The organism is Gilliamella sp. Gris1-4 (genome assembly GCF_001690335.1).
GTDB lineage: Bacteria > Pseudomonadota > Gammaproteobacteria > Enterobacterales > Orbaceae > Gilliamella > Gilliamella apicola_P.
This window is the reverse complement of sequence record NZ_LZHA01000004.1, coordinates 28,066-47,501: the sequence shown is the minus strand read 5'-3', so window position 1 is coordinate 47,501 and position 19,436 is coordinate 28,066. Positions and strand designations below refer to the sequence as shown.

At 34.3% G+C, this 19,436-nt stretch carries 15 protein-coding genes; 14 read left to right on the top strand and 1 reads right to left on the bottom strand.

Annotation, left to right across the window (positions count from 1 at the left end):
- The first annotated feature begins 241 nt into the window (after window positions 1-241).
- The 9 genes from A9G31_RS00385 (at window position 242) to pmrB (ending at window position 13,274) form a co-directional block, all read left to right on the top strand.
- Window positions 242-5,398, top strand: coding sequence for an alpha-2-macroglobulin family protein (locus tag A9G31_RS00385; protein ID WP_065559934.1), 5,157 nt, complete (start codon window positions 242-244; stop codon window positions 5,396-5,398).
- A 121-nt stretch (window positions 5,399-5,519) separates the two neighbouring features.
- The gene (gene pbpC, locus A9G31_RS00380) at window positions 5,520-7,817 is read left to right on the top strand and encodes a penicillin-binding protein 1C (RefSeq protein ID WP_065559933.1); all 2,298 of its coding nucleotides are present in this window, start codon (window positions 5,520-5,522) and stop codon (window positions 7,815-7,817) included.
- Window positions 7,818-7,836: 19 nt separating this feature from the next.
- Complete coding sequence (gene ndk, locus A9G31_RS00375; protein WP_065559932.1) at window positions 7,837-8,259, top strand: nucleoside-diphosphate kinase; 423 nt, start codon at window positions 7,837-7,839, stop codon at window positions 8,257-8,259.
- Between the two features lie 190 nt (window positions 8,260-8,449).
- Window positions 8,450-9,283, top strand: coding sequence for an ABC transporter substrate-binding protein (locus A9G31_RS00370; RefSeq protein ID WP_411589138.1), 834 nt, complete (start codon window positions 8,450-8,452; stop codon window positions 9,281-9,283).
- Window positions 9,284-9,285: 2 nt separating this feature from the next.
- The gene (locus A9G31_RS00365) at window positions 9,286-10,011 is read left to right on the top strand and encodes an amino acid ABC transporter permease (protein WP_065559930.1); all 726 of its coding nucleotides are present in this window, start codon (window positions 9,286-9,288) and stop codon (window positions 10,009-10,011) included.
- Window positions 10,012-10,017: 6 nt separating this feature from the next.
- Window positions 10,018-10,701, top strand: coding sequence for an amino acid ABC transporter permease (locus A9G31_RS00360; protein ID WP_065559929.1), 684 nt, complete (start codon window positions 10,018-10,020; stop codon window positions 10,699-10,701).
- Between the two features lie 117 nt (window positions 10,702-10,818).
- The gene (locus tag A9G31_RS00355; protein WP_065559928.1) at window positions 10,819-11,379 is read left to right on the top strand and encodes a phosphatase PAP2 family protein; all 561 of its coding nucleotides are present in this window, start codon (window positions 10,819-10,821) and stop codon (window positions 11,377-11,379) included.
- Window positions 11,380-11,474: 95 nt separating this feature from the next.
- Window positions 11,475-12,137 carry a two-component system response regulator PmrA gene (gene pmrA / locus A9G31_RS00350; RefSeq protein ID WP_065559927.1) on the top strand — a complete coding sequence of 221 codons (663 nt, stop codon included), beginning with the start codon at window positions 11,475-11,477 and terminating at the stop codon, window positions 12,135-12,137.
- A gap of 33 nt (window positions 12,138-12,170) precedes the next feature.
- Complete coding sequence (pmrB, locus tag A9G31_RS00345) at window positions 12,171-13,274, top strand: two-component system sensor histidine kinase PmrB (RefSeq protein WP_034915454.1); 1,104 nt, start codon at window positions 12,171-12,173, stop codon at window positions 13,272-13,274.
- Here pmrB and A9G31_RS00340 read toward each other — a convergent pair.
- Window positions 13,243-13,863 (bottom strand): YrbL family protein, encoded by a 621-nt coding sequence (locus A9G31_RS00340; protein WP_065559926.1) that lies wholly within the window; start codon window positions 13,861-13,863, stop codon window positions 13,243-13,245. The genes pmrB and A9G31_RS00340 overlap by 32 nt on opposite strands.
- Before the next feature lie 274 nt (window positions 13,864-14,137).
- Here A9G31_RS00340 and rplM point away from each other — a divergent pair, with 274 nt between their 5' ends.
- The 5 genes from rplM (at window position 14,138) to A9G31_RS00315 (ending at window position 19,218) form a co-directional block, all read left to right on the top strand.
- On the top strand, window positions 14,138-14,566 hold the full coding sequence (rplM, locus tag A9G31_RS00335) for a 50S ribosomal protein L13 (protein WP_034901369.1): 429 nt from the start codon (window positions 14,138-14,140) through the stop codon (window positions 14,564-14,566).
- Between the two features lie 11 nt (window positions 14,567-14,577).
- Window positions 14,578-14,970, top strand: coding sequence for a 30S ribosomal protein S9 (rpsI, locus tag A9G31_RS00330; RefSeq protein WP_034915459.1), 393 nt, complete (start codon window positions 14,578-14,580; stop codon window positions 14,968-14,970).
- Between the two features lie 334 nt (window positions 14,971-15,304).
- Window positions 15,305-15,937 (top strand): glutathione S-transferase N-terminal domain-containing protein, encoded by a 633-nt coding sequence (locus tag A9G31_RS00325; RefSeq protein ID WP_065559925.1) that lies wholly within the window; start codon window positions 15,305-15,307, stop codon window positions 15,935-15,937.
- A 49-nt stretch (window positions 15,938-15,986) separates the two neighbouring features.
- Complete coding sequence (locus tag A9G31_RS00320) at window positions 15,987-16,394, top strand: ClpXP protease specificity-enhancing factor (RefSeq protein ID WP_065559924.1); 408 nt, start codon at window positions 15,987-15,989, stop codon at window positions 16,392-16,394.
- A gap of 301 nt (window positions 16,395-16,695) precedes the next feature.
- Entirely contained in the window at window positions 16,696-19,218 is a 2,523-nt protein-coding gene (locus A9G31_RS00315) for an autotransporter outer membrane beta-barrel domain-containing protein (protein ID WP_065559923.1), read from the top strand.
- Window positions 19,219-19,436: the final 218 nt, after the last annotated feature.

Genomic DNA, 19,436 nt, shown 5'->3' with positions numbered 1-19,436 from the left:
AGGTGGAGCTGCCACAAGTGTAACCTTAATAGATAAAATTACTCACACCTAAAAATAAAAATCACCTAAACTTTTTATTAATTATATTGATTTTATTGTATTTTTTGTGTCGTTATTTTTCTGAAAATAACAAAAAAAACATTAAACATTCTTTGCCAAAAAGTAAGCTCCAGTGCATAATATGCGGTTAATATAAGAGCTAATAATAACCGAAAATAATTATTATTTATGGGGTAAGGAAATGGGATTAGTAAGGCATTTAGCTGTATTTAGCTTGCTGTTGGCATTAGCAGGTTGTGATAATAAAGACACTAAGCAAAACGCAAGCGATGAGCAGGCAACAACACAATTAGTAACAAAAGTTATTGATAATAATACAACAGCTGATATTAGCAATCCTAGTGACGAAGGTAATATCGTACAAAATGAATCGTCAAAACCAGCCTTTAACCCCACACCAGAATTAGTTGAAAAGTATCGCGGTAAACAATTAACTGTTATTGATAGTTCAGAAGTCATTCTTGATGGTTCAAGTACTTTAGTTATTACCTTTTCGGTTCCTTTAAATCCTAAACTCAATTTTTCTAATTTACTTCGTTTAGTTGATCGCCAAACCGGCAATGTTGACGGGGCTTGGGAGTTGTCGGATAACGGATTAGAATTAAGACATCGCTATCTTGAACCGAATCGTCAATTAGATCTCACCATTGATAAGATGTTATCTGCAATTAATGGCAACAGTTTAAAAGAAGTCTACCAAGCAGAAATTAAAACTCAAGATCTCCTGCCGATGGTGGGATTTGCTAGTAATGGTTTTTTGTTGCCAAGCAAATCAATGACTGGTTTACCTGTTACTACGCTTAATGTTAATAAAATTGATGTTAATTTCTTTAAAATTAAACCAGAACAGTTATCTGATTTTATCGCTGATTATGGTTTTATTAACCAAGTGTCAACTTGGAATTCAAAGAATATTAATAAATTTGCTGATTTAGTTTATACGTCTCGGTTTGATCTTAATCCTAAGCGTAATTCGCAAGAAACCGTATTACTTAACTTATCATCCATTCCGCAACTTCAACAAGAAGGGATTTATTTAGCTGTTATGAATCAAGCCGGAAGTTATGATTATGCAAATCCTGCATCACTATTTTCGATCAGTAATATTGGTGTTGCGGTTCATGCTTATAACAATAGTAAATTATCCGTTATTACTCATGGCCTTGATAATGGAAAACCATTTGCTGATGTAAATATATCGATTTTATGTAACAAAAGTATTCGAGATAGTAATAAAAATTGTACCACCATTACAGCTAAGACTGATGCTACAGGTTATGCTGAAGTCACTTTGCCAAAAGGCATGGATTATGCATTACTTACTGCAAGTGATGGCAATCAAATTTCTTTGTTGAATTTGGATCGTAGTGCATTAAATTTAAGCGAATATAATTTAACGGGTTCTACTTTTAATCAAAAACAATTTTTCGCTTTTGGACCTCGTGATTTATATCGTCCTCAAGAAACGGTCTATTTTAATGCACTTTTGCGTAATGCTGATGGTTATCCATTGCCGTTGCAACCTGTTGTTGTTGATGTTATGTCACCAGATAATCAAGTTGTTGAGAATTTTACTGTCGATGCTAAAGCTAAATCTAACGGTTTATATCAATGGCAATATGTTATTCCAGCTAATGCAGCAACGGGTAAATGGGCATTTCGCTTTAATTTAGGCGACGATAATTACCGTTATGCGTGGTTTCGTGTGGAAGAATTTTTACCAGAGCGCATGGCAATGGAAATTAGGGCTGCATCCAATAAGCCTATTATGCTTGATAAACGTGTCAATTTTGATGTTAAAGGTTGGTATCTTTATGGTGCTCCAGCAGCAGGAAATAATTTAGAAGGTAATATTTATCTTAAAAAAATTGATTCAATACCAGAACTTGCTGATTATAAAATTGGTGATGTGACCGACAATAATATAGCTAGACAACTTGATAATATTGAGACGACATTAGATAAAAATGGTAATGCACAAGTTGGAATTGATACTAGCGATTGGGGCAAGTTGAGTTCTCCTATTAAATTTATTTTGCAGGCCAGTTTACTTGATTCAGGGGGACGTCCTGTTACTCGTTATGCCAGCCAGGCTATTTGGCCAAATCAGCAAATGCCTGCTGTGCGTGCACTGTTTTCTCAAGCACCTTATTATGATTGGTCATCAGATAAATATGAAACTAGTCCGACAGTTGATAAAGGTGCTAATGCTGAATTTGAAGTGGCTTATGTCAATAGCGATGGACAAAAGCTAGCTGCTAGCCATTTAAAGGCAAGAATTATTCGTGAACGTCGTAATTATTATTGGAGTTGGTCTGAATATGCTGGATGGCATCAAGAATACAATTCAAGTGAGTTTGTTGCACAAGAACAACCACTTTCTATAGAAGCCAATGGTACAGCTAAGGTGAGTTACCAAACTGATGATTATGGCTCATATCGTATTGAAATTGTTGATACTAAAAATAATATTACTAGTAGTTTACGTTTTAGAAGTGGTTACAATTGGGAAGATAATACCAATGGTACCAATGCTGTTCGCCCAGATCAGGTCAAATTGAGCCTAGATAAAACTGCCTATTCGGTCGGTGATACTGCTAAAATACATGTACAAGCACCAGTGGCAGGCTCAGGTTATATTTCACTTGAGACCAATGATGGTCTGTTATGGGAAAAAGATATTACTGTTGATGAAAACGGCATTGATGTTGAAATTCCAATCCAAGATTGGAAACGTCATGATATTTATATTAGTGCGATGATTATTCGCCCATCAACTGATGCGGCAGTGCAAACAATTAAAAGAGCAATAGGGTTACTTTATTTACCGATTGACACTTCAAATCGTCAATTAAACTTGAGCATTGAAGCTCCTAAGAAGACAGAGCCTGAAAAAACTATTCCAATAAAGGTCAAAGTAGATAAAAGTGCAATCCAAAAGGATAATAAAGTATCAGTATTGGTTTCGGCTGTTGATTCCGGTGTTTTAAATATTACTAATTTTGCAACACCTGATCCTTATAGCGCATTTTTGGGTCGTAAACGTTATGAAGTTGATCTTTACGATGTGTATGGAAAATTAATTGAAGGTAAAGGTCGCAATTTGAATGTAAGCTTTGGTGGTGATGCTATGCTTGGTGAATCTGGCACAGGCGGTAAAAAACCATTAAACGAAGTTAAAATTGTGGCTCAACAATTGCAAACTATTAACCTTAATGATGACGGTGAAGGCGTTATTGATCTTACTTTGCCTAATTTTAATGGCGAATTACGCATAATGGCTCAAGCGTGGGATGATAGCCGTTTTGGTAAGGCTGAACAAACTATGCTCGTTGCCGCGCCAGTCGTTGCTGAATTATCTACACCGCGATTTTTATCGGGTGGTGATCAGGCTACCTTGGCACTGGATCTAAATAATCTAACCGAAAAAACGCAAACAATGCAGGTTGATGTTTCGACGGATGGTTTGATTTATCAAAATGTTGTTGAGTCTACAAAAATAACACTTGATAGTAAGCAAAGACAGATAATTCAAGTGCCCGTTGTTGCTGATTATGGCTATGGACAAGGTACAGTGACAATTAATGTTACAGGCATTTTATTGGATGATGGCTCAAATTATCAGATCAAACGATCGTGGGCAGTCGGTGTTAGACCGGCTTATGCCGCTACCAATAAATATTATGCTGCGGCAATTAATGGTGGTGAAAGTTGGGTTTTACCTGAAGCTAGTATAGCTGAGATGATTGAAAACACGGTTGATGGTAAACTAATTGTATCTAATCAACCGCCGTTAAATATTGCTCAATATATTAAATCGCTATTTGCTTATCCATATGGTTGTTTAGAACAGACTATTAGTGGTTTAATGCCATCATTATATGCAAACCAAGACCAACTTGCAGCTTTGGGAATTAAAACCGAATCGGATAAAGAGCGACGCGAAAAAGTGCAATTAGGTATTTCGCGAATTTTATCAATGCAACGTAATAATGGTAGTTTTGGTTTATGGAGCAAAGACGGTGCCGAGGAATATTGGTTAACTGTGTATGCGACTGATTTTTTAATCCAAGCAAGTGAGCGTGGTTATAATGTCAATAATAAAGCGCTTGATGCAGCAATTACCCGTATCAGCCAATATACTTATGATGCCAATGCATTTAATAGTTTACAAAGCTACTATGAAAATTCACAAGTAAGCTATTATACGCAATTTGCAACTAAAGCTTATGCTTTAGCTGTGTTGGCAAGGCAAAATAAAATAACTGTGCCTATGCGTAATGAAATTAATCGAATGTATCAACAGATCACTGAGAGTGATTTTAAGGTATTCTCACCATTACCTGTTGCTCAGTTAGCGCTTTCTGCTAAGCTGACTGGTTTTGACAATATTTATAATAATTTGATGCATCGAGTATTTACTACAAGTTATGATAATCGCTATTCTTGGTTAGGCGAATATGGTAGTGCTATTCGTGATAATGCATTAGTTTTATCTTTATTGGTAGAAAATAATTTAAGTGTTGATAAGCAAGCTGATTATTTAATTCAGTTATCTGATTTGCTTAATGATACTCGTTATTTTTCAACTCAGGAACTTAACGCATTATTTGTGGCTGGCTGGTCATTAGAACAACATAAATCTTCACATAAATTTAATGTTGTGATCAACGAGCAGTCAAATGAGGTTGATTCGACTTTATCACGCTCTTTTGGTTTTGCTAATTTAGCAAATAGATTAACGATTTCTAATCCAGAAAATGCACAACCACTTTATATTAAATTCACCGTTTCAGGTTATGGAAAGAAAGCGCCTGCACCAACGAGTGATGAAAATATTTTAACTATCAATCGTTCTTATTACGATTTGAAAGGTAACAAAATTCAACCTGATCACTTGAAAGTGGGTGATTTAGTGGTGGTATTATTGGATGTTAGAGCACATAAAGAAGAAGTTCACGATGCGTTAATTGTTGATTTTTTACCTGCTGGACTTGAGTTAGAAAATCAAAATCTCACAAATAGTAGTGTAAGTTTACAGGCAATACCGGAACTTGCCAATTTGTTGAAAGATGAAGATAGCAATGATATTAAATATCAAGAATTCCGTGATGATAGATATGTTGCGGCTGTTGATATTAATCACTATGTGAGCGATGGTACTTATCGATCGCAGGTTGCTTATTTGGCTAGAGCAGTGACGGCAGGCAATTATATGATTCCATACCCTTATGTTGAATCTATGTATCGTCCGGATCGGTTTGCAATTGGTCAATCATTTGACTTAATGTCTATTGTTGAGCGCAATGTAGATCCCAATGAACCTAAACAACAATAATAGCTAGTATGTATTAATTAAATTTGATTTTTAAAATGTAAACAAATTGATTAACCGCTAACACTTGTTAGCGGTATCTATTTATACTCAAACATAGTGTTACCGGAAGTTTTTTGACAAAATGAAAAAGTGCCTACTTAAAATTCTGGCTTTCTTATTTTTTTCTATCCTTTTGTTATTATGTGGCTTTTTTATTGCCGATTACTTTTATCCTTTATCAATAACACAAAATAAAACGACACAAACAATTCTTGCGCAAGATGGTTCGCCTCTGTGGCGATTTGCTGATGAAAATGGTATTTGGCGGTATCCTATCAAATTAGATGAAGTCCCCAATGATTACCTTGATGTGTTATTAAATTATGAAGACCGCCATTTTTATGATCATTTTGGTATTAATCCTGCCTCTTTATTGAGAGCAGCTTGGCAAAATATCACCAATAAAAGAATTATTTCTGGTGGTAGTACTATTTCGATGCAGGTTGCAAGGTTACTTTATCCACACGATCGCTCCATGGCAGGAAAGTTACAACAAATATTTCGAACACTACAACTTGAATTACATTTTACAAAAGATGAAATTTTAACTTTATATATTAATCGCGCCCCATTTGGCGGGACAATCGAAGGCTTAGGGGCTGCTAGTTGGTCATATTTTGGTAAAGAGCCCAAAGCGTTAACACGTAGTGAGGCGGTTTTATTGGCCGTATTACCACAAGCCCCTAGTCGTTTGCGTCCTGATAGGTATCCCGAACGAGCCAAACAAGCACGAGACAAAGTTCTAGCAAGATTGGCCCAATATCAGGTATGGTCACCTGATATTATAGAGCAAGTTAGAAAAGAAGAAGTATGGGTTTACCCACGTAAAAAGCCACAATTAGCTCCTTTATTAGCTCGCAGGTTAAGTCAACAATATCCTGATGTTGATATTATTCGATCAAATATCGATCTCTCTCTTCAATACAGCCTTGAAGATATTGCTGCTAATCGTAAAAATCAGTTACCTCCCAAAAACTCACTAGCTATTTTAGTTGTCGATCATACGGATATGTCCGTAAAAGGCTATGTTGGGTCGGTTGATTTTAACGACAAAGAGCGATTTGGTCAGGTCGATATGATAAATTCACTTCGATCTCCTGGATCGACATTAAAGCCTTTTATGTACGCTTTAGCGATTGATGACGGCATGATTCATTCTGAATCGTTATTGCAAGATACACCTAGAATCAGTTCTGATTATCGACCTACGAATTTTGATGAAGATTTTTATGGACCAATAAGCGCCTCAGATGCATTAAAGAATTCATTAAACTTACCTGCTGTTGAGTTAATTGAGCTTTATGGGCCAAAACGATTTGCTGGCAAGCTGTTTAGTATTGGCTTACCACTTCAATCTAAAGGTAATGATCCTAATATATCGTATATATTGGGTGGTGCGTCGTTAAGAATGGATAATTTAGTTAGCGCATATAGTGCCTTTGCTCGTCATGGGCAAGTAAGTCCTTTACGATTTACGCAAGCAGATCCCTTACTAAGCAAGCCATTTATTAGTGATGGTAGTGCATGGATCACAAGACAGATGCTAGCTAATAATTATCAGCTTGCCTATAAAACAGGCACTAGCTATGGATATCGTGATGCATGGGCGATTGGAGTCAATCCTCGCTATTTGATTGGCATTTGGGTCGGTCGTCCTGATGGAACGCCCGTTGTAGGTCAATATGGCAGTATTACAGCGGTGCCGATACTACAACAAGTTAACACGTTATTATTAAATAAAGAGCGACGAATAAATCGCCCACTTCCCTTAGTAACTAAACCGACAACAGTAACCTTAGAAAAAATTTGTTGGCCATCAGGACAAAAGTTACCTGCAACTGATGAAAACTGCCACCGTCAAAAAAATGCATGGGTATTAAATAATATGATACCTCCAACATTTGATACGATAACAGCACTTAATAATAATATTTATCGTTCAGGGTGGGTGACTATTTGGGTAAATGATGCCGGTAAACGTGTGTCAGCAGACTGTAGCAATGCACATAAAAGACAGGTTGCACTTTGGCCAATAGCTTTAGAAAATTGGCTACAACCCAAAGAACGTCGGCAATCGCTAATTCCTGAAGTTGATAATCATTGCCCAGTGTTTGGTAAAGATATCTTTTTGCCACTCAATATTATTGGACTGCAAGATAAGCAATTGGTAAAACGATTACCAGGGCAACAAGATATCACTATCGATCTAACTCCACAAGGTGGTGTTGGTGACAAATGGTGGTTTTTAGATGGTGAACTTATTGAGAAAACGTATGGCGATCAAAAGGTAGCTTTGACAGTTACTCATAAAGGTTTACATCATCTATTTTTATTAGATCAAAGTGGACAAATTTCACGAATTACATTTACCCTTGATTAAACCAACAAGGAGCAAACCTATGGCTATTGAAAGAACTTTATCTATCATCAAACCTAATGCCGTTAAAAAACAATTGATTGGTGAAATTGAAACCCGTATTAGCCAAGCAAAACTTAACATTATTGCCTTAAAAATGCTTAGATTAAACAAAGAACAGGCAGAAGGATTTTATGCTGAGCACCAAGGTAAATCATTTTTTGATAAGTTGGTTAAATTTATGATATCTGGGCCGATAGTTGTTCAGATTCTCGAAGGCGATAATGCCATTAAACGTTATCGAGAATTGATGGGACCAACTGATTTATCTAAAGCAGCCGCAGGCACTTTACGAGCTGATTTTGCTGACAGTATGACTGAAAATGCCGTACATGGCTCAGATTCTCTAACCTCGGCTGAAAAAGAAATTGCTTATTTTTTTGTTGATAGCGAGATAGTAGGGTAAATCAATATTATTAAATAAATCAAAATAGTGATATAAGCTGTTTTAGCTTGTATTAGTTTTTTTAATGTCATTAATCGAAAACTACTACATATAACTTTAAGTTATAACCATGTGAGTATTTGTTATTTATTTATTCGATTCTTTGTTGCTAGACTTTAACGGTATATAACATAACCTTGACTGGGGGAGAATCGGAATGAAATTGTTGACTAAATCACTAACTGTTATTGCATTAGTAAGTAGTTTTTTAGGTGCAAATTCTGCTTATGCAGATCGCCTTGATGATATTGAGAAACGAGGAGAAATAAAAATAGCGGTATTTGATAGTAATCCGCCATTTGGTTATATTGACGAAAAGACAAATAAAATTGTTGGTCTTGACGTTGATTATGCCAACGAGATAGCAAAAGCATTAAAGGTCAATGTTGAGCTAGTTCCGACTAATCCAGCTAATCGAATTCCATTATTAACATCCCAAAAAGCCGATTTAATTGTAGCTAATTTTACCGTTACTGATGAAAGAGCAAAAACCGTTGATTTTAGCCTTCCTTATTTTGCGACTGGTCAGAAATTTGTAGCAAAAAAAGGAGTATTGAAATCAGCAGATGATTTGAAAAATCTTCGTATTGGTGCCGATAAAGGTACAGTTATGGAAATTACATTGCGAGAAAAATACCCAACAGCTAAAGTAATTTCTTATGATGATACACCATTTGCGTTTGCAGCATTACGTAATGGTGTTGTGCAGGCAATTACTCAAGATGATGCAAAATTAATCGGCCTATTAGCGAATTTACCAGAAGAACAACGAGCTGTATTTGAAATTTCACCATTTAGTATTACTCAAGAATATCAAGCTGTTGGTATACCAAAAGGGGAAGATCGTTTGAAAGAAAAAGTGAATCAAATTTTGTTAACACTAGAAAAAGATGGTGAAGCATTAACGATTTATAATCGTTGGTTTGGACCTGAAACTGCATCAGCGATTCCTCGTGGTGATTTTAAAATTGGTAAAGGTCAGTAGTTATGTATGAGCAATTACTTGAGCCTCGTTATTTGTGGTGGTTATGGGATGGTTTTTTAGTTACGTTAGCTATCTCATTGCTAACCATTATATTTTCAACATCACTAGGTTTTTTGCTGGTTATTGCTCAACAAAGTCGAATTAAATTCATTCAAGTTATAGTAATGGGGTATAACGCAATTTTTCGTTATTCTCCGTTATTGCCTCAACTCTTTTTTTGGTATTTTGGTGTGGGTAATTTATTACCAATAGAATTTAAATTATGGTTATTTGAAGAATCGCAAATCCAGTTGCTGTTTTTTTCACTGAAAATGCCATCATTTGAATTTATAATCGGTTTAGTTGGTTTAACTTGTTATTCCAGTGCTTTTATTGCAGAAGAATTTAGAGCGGGTATAGCTGGTGTAAGTCGGGGGCAAGAACAGGCTTCATTGGCATTAGGTTTAACTTGGTGGCAAAGTATGCGATTTATTATTTTGCCACAAAGTTTTCGTATTGCATTTCCACCTTTAATTGGTCAGTACATGAATATTATAAAAAATTCGTCGTTAACAATGGCTATTGGTGTGTTAGAACTTTCTTATGTATCGCGCCAAGTTGAAACAGAATCATTAAAAACCTTTCAAGATTTTGCTATTGCAACTTTATTATATATTTTGGCGATAGTGATTGTTGGAACTTTGGGTAATATTTATCAAGCAAAACGATTGCAAATAGGTAAGGTGTAATCATTTATGGAGCTTAAAGGTTTAGAGGTTATTTACCACAATTTCAGTTATATGATGTGGGGAAATTTTCCCGGAGGAATTTTTTTAACGCTGTTAATGAGTTTTGCCGCAATTATATTTTCAACTTTTTTGGGTATTCTTGCTGGAGTCGGGTTGACTATCTTAAAAGGAGTTATGCGTTATTTTTTAGTTGGTATACTTGGTTTTTTAAGAGCTATTCCTGTCATTATGCTCATTTTCTGGACTTACTTTCTTCTACCTGTGTTACTTAGTGTAGATGTGCCAGCAATTGCAACGGTAATATTTGCTTTATCCTTGATAGGAGCTGCATACATTGGACATTCAGTTCATGCAGGTATGATTGCTGTGGCTAAAGAACAATGGCAAGCGGCGTTTTCATTAGGCTTAACTAAAAAGCAAGTTATTATATTTATCATATTACCACAAGCCCTTAAAATGATGTTGCCGTCTTTTGTAAATCAATGGGTATCACTGATTAAAGATACTTCGTTAGCCTATATTGTTGGAGTGGCGGAATTTACTTTTATTGCAACCCAAATTAATAATCGTAGTATGATTTATCCAACAGAAATCTTTTTATTTGTTATAGTCGTTTATTTTATCATCTGCGCCTCGCTTGATTTTGCAGTTACGTTTTTCTCAAAATACCAATTATTTTGTTTTAAATAACATTTAATTGTATTTGTTTGCTCATTTACCCGATTATTGGCTAGGTTTATATTAAGGTTCTCTTAAGGTTTATACGTTAAATTATTAATAATTTGGGTGAATCTAGAGAGATAGCTTATGTGGCATGATTTTAATACGCAAATTTTTTTATTAATAAACGCTTCAGATCATGCATCTAAATCATTTGTCTTTTTTGCTATTTTTTGTGCTAAATATTTGGTTTACCTATCTGTTATTATTATGGTAATCGGTTGGTGTATTCGGCCTATTTATAGGCAATTAATTTTAAAAATAGTATTTAGTTTAGGGTTAGCATTATTAGTTACTTTTGTTATTCGTTATTGTTTTTATTCTCCACGCCCTTTTGAGGTTGAAGTTGGTACTAATTATCTTTTTCATGACAAAACAAGTTCTTTACCGAGCCAACATGCGGTATTTGTGTGGACGATGTTTTTTGCTGTTTTTTTTGATAATGCATATCGCTTTAGAACAGATCTATATTTATTGTCTTTAATTGCTGTACTTGTATGTTGGAGTCGTATATATCTAGGGATTCATTGGCCATTAGATATTATTGTCGGATTTATTTTAAGTATATTATCGGCGTATTTAATTAAAAAAAATTGGATAAGTATTAACAAGTTTCTTAATAAGTATGTTCTTATTGAGCGCAATTAATAGCTTTAGATATGTAACGTGAAGTATATAATTACTGATAATTATACGATTGAGAATTCTTAGTGATTCCAACATTTATATAAGGTAAATCATCAATGAAAATATTAATTGTTGAAGATGATAGCTTGCTACAGAAAGGTTTATACGATGGTATAACGTCAAATGGTTATGTTTGTGAAGTTGCTACAAATGGTAAACAAGCTGAAGATTATATTCAATTTGGGCAGTTTAGTTTAATTATACTCGATTTAGGATTACCTGATTGTGATGGACTGGACTTACTGATTCGCTGGCGAAAAAATCATATTTCAACGCCAGTTTTGATTTTAACTGCACGCGATACCATAGAAGATAGAGTAGAAGGTTTAGATAATGGTGCCGACGATTATTTGATTAAACCTTTTGCTTTAACTGAATTATTAGCTAGAGTAAGAGCGTTAATTCGTCGAGATCAAGGTACCGCAGATAATCTTATCAGTTATGGTCCTATTACTATTGATATAAAACAACAAAAAGCGACTGTTAATAACCAAGAAGTAGTGTTAACACCAAAAGAGTTTATTGTATTATCTCGATTAATACTAAAAGCTGGCGAAAAGGTCCACCGTGACTTATTGCAAAATGATCTTTATGATTGGCAGAGTGACCCTAGCTCAAATGTTTTGGAAGTGTATATTCACGGATTACGTAATAAATTGGGTAAAAATTTTATTCGTACAGTACGAGGTTATGGTTATCAACTTAATGATGGATGTTGATAACTCGATTAATTTAAATTAGATAATTAAATTATGATTTCAGAATCACTTAGTAATATACGCCACAGTATTCGTTGGAACCTATTTTTTACTTTGGGTTCTATCATGTTGGTTTGTCAGATTATTACTGTCCTTTGGTTATGGCACGAAAGTAAAGAACAAATAGATGTATTGGTTAATTTGACTCTAAGTCAAAATAAAATTGATGAAGTTGTTGAAGAAGAAGAATTAGAAGCGATTTTTGTTTTGTTTTGTTCAGCCTTTTCTATGATGGCAGTAACACTATTTTTAGCGTACAAAGCGATCAAGTGGATCACAAAACCGTTGGAAATTTTAGAGAAAGATCTTAATCAACGTACTGAAGAGAACCTAAAACCCATTGCGCCAATTAGCAATATGCGTGAAATTAAATCGATTACATCTGTATTGAATAATCTTTTTATTAGGCTGAGTACAACATTATCTCAAGAACGTCTTTTTACCGCCGACGTAGCGCATGAAATGAGGACACCTTTAGCAGGCATTCGTTTACATCTAGAATTGTTAGAAAATAACAATAACATTGATTGCACAGAGTTAATTGATCGTATAGATCGATTAGTCAGTACTGTAGAACAGCTATTAATGCTTGCTCGAGCTAGTCAAAAGTTTACTGTAGGACAGTATCAACATATTAATTTTTATAATGATATTATGATTCCGCTGTCTGATGAACTAACAGAATTGACTTCACAAAAACAGCAACAGCTTGAATGGTATTTGACTGATAAAGACCTTATTTTTAATGGTGATGCAACCTTAATAAGACTATTAGTACGTAATTTAGTTGAAAATAGTTATCGCTACAGTCCTGAGAACACTAAAATTGTGGTAAGTTGTTACAAAATTAAAAAAGATATCATTATTACTGTAGAAGATGAAGGTAATGGCATTGATGAGTCTAAAAGCGAAAAACTGACCCAAGCCTTTTTTCGTATGGATCGCAAGCATAATGGTATTGGGCTTGGTTTAAGTATAGTCAACCGTATTGCTAAATTACATCAAGGTCTATTTACCTTAAAAAATAGACCTAATAATGTAAAAGGTGCTATTGCACAATTGAGGATTACTGATTCACTTCGTCAACTAAACGAGTGATTAATTTATTGTTGCTATTTTCTTTAATAATGGATGTTAAAAAACGTTGCCAAGTTCGTTCAATTTTGGCTTTAGCAAAAAAAGGAATGTAATTGGCAATAGGAATAAGAGTTGAATTACCGATATTATCGATAATAATTAAGCGACTTTTATCTGCACTTAAGTGTTGAAACAAAATATTTTTGCTTTTTATTGTCATTGTAATAATACGATCTTTTAATAAGGCTGATTTCAAGTTTCTTAATGAAGTAACTAAATCATCATAATATTGCTTAGTTAATTTTTTATCAGCGAGGTATTTTTCAAGTGGTATAGCTACTTCACCGGTATAATCTCGGATGAGTTGGAAAACATGGCCTTTGCCATAATTGGTTGAAACTGGACCGTAATATTTTGGTATTGCATCGAATGAAACATTACGTCTAATTAGATGTTTATAATAAGAAATTTCTCGATCAGTTTCTTCTTCAGCACCAACATTATAATTCACTTTGATACACTTATTGGGATCATTTGGATGACGATAACATTTTCGGTGCAATCCTCTGCTAATATAATCTTCTATTGAAAGTTGAATTGTATTGCTCATTTATTTAAATATTTTGTTATTTAATGTTGATTTTAGTTTATCAGTAAGCGTTCCTTCTCGCTATGATTTTTTATTTTTACTCTAGCGCTTTTATAAAATTTCTGTATAATATTGCCACCCACGTTACGACAACGTTCTTCCCAACGTTGTTTTCGGTTGTCAATATTAGTATAACCACTCGAAGGGGTGAGTTAATTAATGGTAACAATCAAAAAGTGTAAATAAATCAAATGATTTATTAACGTGAGATTAATTAAAAATTGGATAATTACGAATGAGTACTTTTTCAGCTAAACCAGAAACAGTTAAACGCGACTGGTATGTTGTTGATGCAGCAGGTAAAACGTTAGGTCGTTTAGCTACTGAAATCGCAAGCCGTTTGCGTGGTAAACACAAAGCAGAATACACACCACATGTTGATACAGGTGATTATATTATCGTTATCAATGCAGAAAAAGTTGCTGTAACAGGCAAAAAACGCACTGATAAGATCTATTATCGTCATACTGGTTACATCGGTGGACTTAAAGAAGCGACTTTTAAAGAGATGATTGAGCGTCATCCTGAACAAGTCATCGAAATTGCTGTAAAAGGCATGTTACCGAAAGGTCCTCTTGGTCGTGCAATGTACCGTAAACTAAAAGTTTATGCTGGTAGTGAGCACAATCATGCGGCACAACAACCGCAAGTATTAGATATTTAAGGGGATAAAAGATGGCTGATAATCAATATTACGGTACAGGTCGCCGCAAAAGTTCTGCTGCTCGTGTATTTATCAAACCAGGTAGTGGTAACATCGTTATTAACAAGCGTTCTTTAGAGCAATACTTTGGTCGTGATACAGCTCGTATGGTTGTTATGCAACCGTTAGAGTTAGTTGAAATGACTGACAAACTTGATCTTTATATCACTGTTAAAGGTGGTGGTATTTCAGGTCAGGCTGGTGCGATTCGTCACGGTATTACTCGTGCGTTAATGGAATATGATGAAACTTTACGTTCTGCGTTACGTCAAGCAGGTTTTGTTACTCGTGATGCACGTCAAGTTGAACGTAAAAAAGTGGGTCTACGCAAAGCTCGTCGTCGTCCTCAATTCAGCAAACGTTAGCAGCAATATTACAAAAACGTTACAATTTTGTTTCAAAACCCAGCAAATGCTGGGTTTTTTTATGCTGATTTGGTTAATTAAAAAGTTAAACTACGTAGGTTAAATATTTTTAAGAATTAAGATTATTTAGGAAATAAATATTATTTAATATTATTAGGTTAACTAATTTAATAAATCCTATACTTAAGCACATGTTTTATGAAACTGCTTGTCAAAATTAGGGCTTGAGGAAAAGAATTAAAGAAAATTTATTTTTTTTTAACAATTTTGTTATCCAATTTGTTAGAATAGACGGCAACTAGACTTATTTTAATTTTATAAATTTGGAGTGGATATGGTTGTTGCTGTTAATAAACGTTCTGTAATGACATTATTTTGTGATACAACAGATATTTACGGGCATCAGATTCGTTTTGTTTTGGCAGAAAAAGGGGTAACTGCGGAAATAGAGTTTGTAACGGCAGATAATTTACCACAGGAATTATTGGATCTTAATCCATATAGTTCAATTCCAACTTTAATTGATCGTGACCTTACGTTATATGAACCACATATTGCGTTAGAATATTTGGATGAACGCTTTCCGCACCCACCATTAATGCCTGTTTATCCTATCGTTCGCGCTAATTCACGATTAACAATGTACCGTATTAAAAAAGAGTGGTATAGTGCATACGAAACAATTATTGCTGATCCTAATAGTGATGCGGCTAAAACAGCACGAAAAAACCTTCTTGATGATCTTGTTTCAGTTTCGGTTATGTTTAAAGAAAAAGATTATTTTATGAGTGATGATTTTACATTATGTGATTGTTACTTTGCGCCGTTACTTTGGCGTTTGCCATTGCTTGGTATTGAATTACCAAAAGTAGCCGAAAAGAATTATTTAGCCTATATGGCGAGAATTTTTGAACGCCCTGCTTTTATTAATTCATTAACTGAAGCAGAAAAAAAGATAAGATCATAAACAATTAAATTTATCTTTATTTACGATAATTTTAGCCAAGGTAGCCTTGATGGAACTTGAACAAATGACGCCACGTCGCCCTTATCTATTTAGGGCTTTTTATGACTGGATTTTGGATAATGAATTGACGCCTTATATTGTGGTTAATACATCAGTATATGGTGTGTTAGTGCCACAAGAATTTATCCAAAACAATCAAATTATACTCAATATAGCCCCACAATCCGTTGGCCAATATTTGGCTACTAACGAACAAATTGAATTTAATGCTCGCTTTTCTGGTGTGCCACAACATATTGTTGTACCAATGGCAGCGATTGAGGCGATTTATGCTCGTGAAAACGGTGTTGGTATGGGATTTGAAGATGAGCCACAATATCGTACACAGAGCGAATCTTTGCCCTCACAACCTGAACAATCTAAATCAAAACCGAATCCATTTCGTATCGTAAAATAGTTGCTTTTGTTATTTAAAGTTTTTAACAAAAATAAATATTGTTGTTTTTAAATATTAGTGAAACAATAGCGCCCGTATAATTTTTGTTTGGCAAAAATTATACGGTAATGTATGTCTTGAAACCTAGATTAATACAAATTTAAATTGATGTTTTATTTTAGTTTTATTGATATAGTTAATCGTTTTTTAAGTTATTCGTCTGTGTTGCAAATAAATACAGAATGATTGCATTTTTTGCCTTAGTATTTTTATAGTAAATATATATTGACTAATTATATTAGTTACAACTAAAGGACCACTTATGATAAATCTAAATAAAATTACCTTATTACTTAGGGCATCATTAGGCATACTACCTATGCTCCCTATGTTGAGCAATGCCACAGTGAATATTAATGATACTAATATTAGTAGTTACCGTACTACAGGAATTAGCACTCTCCGTAGTAATGACGATATTTTGATAGAGACCTCTTCTGCCACTGGACCACATATTAACATAAGTACTAATGGAGGAACAGGACTTGAATCGAATAGAAAAAGCATAACTGTTGGAGCACCAGGTAGCACTGATAAATTTATTATTAAAGGAAATGTTGTTGGTAACCCGAATTCTTTTTATGGTATTGCTGTAAGACAATTGGGGCGAATAGTTTCTAATAGTGAACTCGAATTCAATATAGTTGATGGCACAGGTATTTATATTACTAGTGGCTCGGAAGGATTATTCAGAAATAAAGTTAGTATTGTAGGTACAGGGACAGGTGGTTTTTTCGGTATACGATCTCACAATACATCATTAATAACTGAAACTAAAGGTGAGTTTAATGATAAAGTGTATATTACATCTTCAGGTCAAAATAGTTCTGGTATTATTTCTGTTAAGTCTAGTAATCCTAATGCATTAGCTTCTCATTTAACTTTTAATGATAATGTTACCATTCATATGACGGGGCAGAATGGCATTGGCATTAACATGGGAGTAGAATCGAGAATTTTTAATGCTAATGTAAGCTCAACTGTTAATTTTAATAATGGATTAGACGTGATCACTGTTCAAGGTACTACCATTTATGCTAATCAATTAAACGGTAAAGTGAATATTAGAAGTGGTTCAAATATAAACAATATTATTTCACGTGCTAATCAGCAATACAATGCAGTACAATCTGTAGTTGGTGAAATAAATATCGATGGTAAAACAAATATTGAAGGTGATATTTATGCAATGGCCAATTCAGTTGGTAGGGGGATTATTAATCTTAACCTCACTGATGGCTCAACACTATTGACATCGATGGAAAATAATGTATTAACGCCGTCAAGTAAAGGTGATATTAATTTATCTCTTCTAGGTAGTCAAAGCCAATGGAAGATGACTGACAATTCATTCCTTGATTCATTAACATTAAGCAATGATGCTAAAATTAGCTTTGGTTATAGCTATGCAGCGCCAAGTTTAGTTGATGCTCTTAATAGCACTAATGCAATGATATTAGCGACAAATTCATTATCTGGTAATGGTATATTTGAAATGCGAACAGGCATTGGACAAGGTATTGCTAATGATTTACTTAAAGTAATCGGTTCTGGATTAGCCGCAGGCAATCATAAAATAACGCTTATTGATGATAAAACCGGTGCAAGCTCAGTAACTGGAAATGAAAGAATAACACTTGTTGAAACAGAAGGAGGTAATGCTGTTTTTGACCTGTCATCACAGTCTTTTGATGTCGGTCCTTATCAGTTTAATACCTTAACTAAAGTTAATGGTGCTCGTGGTGCAGGAACTGAAGATTGGGTTTTATCTGGCTCGCTACCGTCTCAAAATGGGAACAATAATAACAATGGTTCCGATGGAAATGGAATAGGTAATGATAATAGCCAAAACAAACCTATAGCACAAAAACCATTATTAACGCATACCGCGCAAAATGCCGCCAATATCCTAAATTCAAGCTATTTAATGAATTATGTTGAAACCCAAACATTATTGCAACGAATGGGGCAACTTAATAGGAAGGATGGCGATAACGGTGATGCATGGGGGCGAATTTATACAGGTAAACTAAGTTCTTTTAATGATAGCCGCCTATCTAATTTTGATATGAATTATTATGGTTTACAACTAGGTGTTGATCGAAAACTGGATAATGATAACTACGATATCTATTACGGTATTATGGGAGGCTTTAGCCGAGGCAATATTGATCACAATGTGGGCGATGGCAATACAAAAAGTTACTCTGCTGCATTATATTCTACGTTACAAACACACGATGGTTTATACATTGATAGTTTAGTGAAATATATGCGAATGGCGAATAAATTTAATAGCCGCACTGGCGGTGGTTATAACGTTAAAGGTGATGGCGATACAGACGGATTTTCAATTGGATCCGAAATTGGCCAACGTTTTTATTCAGCGCAGTGGTATATAGAACCACAAGCTCAGCTAACATATTCTCATCAAAATAGTGCAACAATTAAAGCAACTAATGGATTAAAAACCAAACTAAGTAGCTATAACTCATTAATTGGTCGAGCTAGTGTTATTTTTGGTTATGAAATACAAGACAATGATAATCCGACAAATATCTATTTTAAAACAGGTTATATAAAAGAATTTGATGGCGAAACTGCTTATACCTTTAATCATATTGCTAAAGAAAAATATGATTTTGGCGGTAACTGGTGGGATAACGGTATTGGTATCAATATGCAATTTAACAAAAATCACCAAATTTATGGCGATATAGTTTATTCACTTGGTAACAAGTTTGATCAAAAACAAGCAAATGTTGGTTACCGTTATAGCTTTTAAATAAATGAGCATTATTTTATTTTGTATAACAAAATAAAATTCACATAAAATAACCATAAAACCCATTGATCAAGATTAATGGGTTTTGTTATTTTTAAAGGTTAACTTGAAATAAGCTAAAAATATTGATTTTTTATTCCATGGTCTTTAACAAAAAATATTTTTATTAAGATAGTTAAGGTTATTTGTCTGCTTTTCTATGGTGTTGAATATACCGG

Excerpts from the sequence above, each read along its gene's own strand:
- A9G31_RS00385 (WP_065559934.1), top strand. The coding sequence starts at position 242 with ATGGGATTAGTAAGGCATTTAGCTGTATTTAGCTTGCTGTTGGCATTA.
- pbpC (WP_065559933.1), top strand. The coding sequence starts at position 5,520 with ATGAAAAAGTGCCTACTTAAAATTCTGGCTTTCTTATTTTTTTCTATC.
- ndk (WP_065559932.1), top strand. The coding sequence starts at position 7,837 with ATGGCTATTGAAAGAACTTTATCTATCATCAAACCTAATGCCGTTAAA.
- A9G31_RS00365 (WP_065559930.1), top strand. The coding sequence starts at position 9,286 with ATGTATGAGCAATTACTTGAGCCTCGTTATTTGTGGTGGTTATGGGAT.
- A9G31_RS00360 (WP_065559929.1), top strand. The coding sequence starts at position 10,018 with ATGGAGCTTAAAGGTTTAGAGGTTATTTACCACAATTTCAGTTATATG.
- A9G31_RS00355 (WP_065559928.1), top strand. The coding sequence starts at position 10,819 with ATGTGGCATGATTTTAATACGCAAATTTTTTTATTAATAAACGCTTCA.
- pmrA (WP_065559927.1), top strand. The coding sequence starts at position 11,475 with ATGAAAATATTAATTGTTGAAGATGATAGCTTGCTACAGAAAGGTTTA.
- pmrB (WP_034915454.1), top strand. The coding sequence starts at position 12,171 with ATGATTTCAGAATCACTTAGTAATATACGCCACAGTATTCGTTGGAAC.
- A9G31_RS00340 (WP_065559926.1), bottom strand. The coding sequence starts at position 13,863 with ATGAGCAATACAATTCAACTTTCAATAGAAGATTATATTAGCAGAGGA.
- rplM (WP_034901369.1), top strand. The coding sequence starts at position 14,138 with ATGAGTACTTTTTCAGCTAAACCAGAAACAGTTAAACGCGACTGGTAT.
- rpsI (WP_034915459.1), top strand. The coding sequence starts at position 14,578 with ATGGCTGATAATCAATATTACGGTACAGGTCGCCGCAAAAGTTCTGCT.
- A9G31_RS00325 (WP_065559925.1), top strand. The coding sequence starts at position 15,305 with ATGGTTGTTGCTGTTAATAAACGTTCTGTAATGACATTATTTTGTGAT.
- A9G31_RS00320 (WP_065559924.1), top strand. The coding sequence starts at position 15,987 with ATGGAACTTGAACAAATGACGCCACGTCGCCCTTATCTATTTAGGGCT.
- A9G31_RS00315 (WP_065559923.1), top strand. The coding sequence starts at position 16,696 with ATGATAAATCTAAATAAAATTACCTTATTACTTAGGGCATCATTAGGC.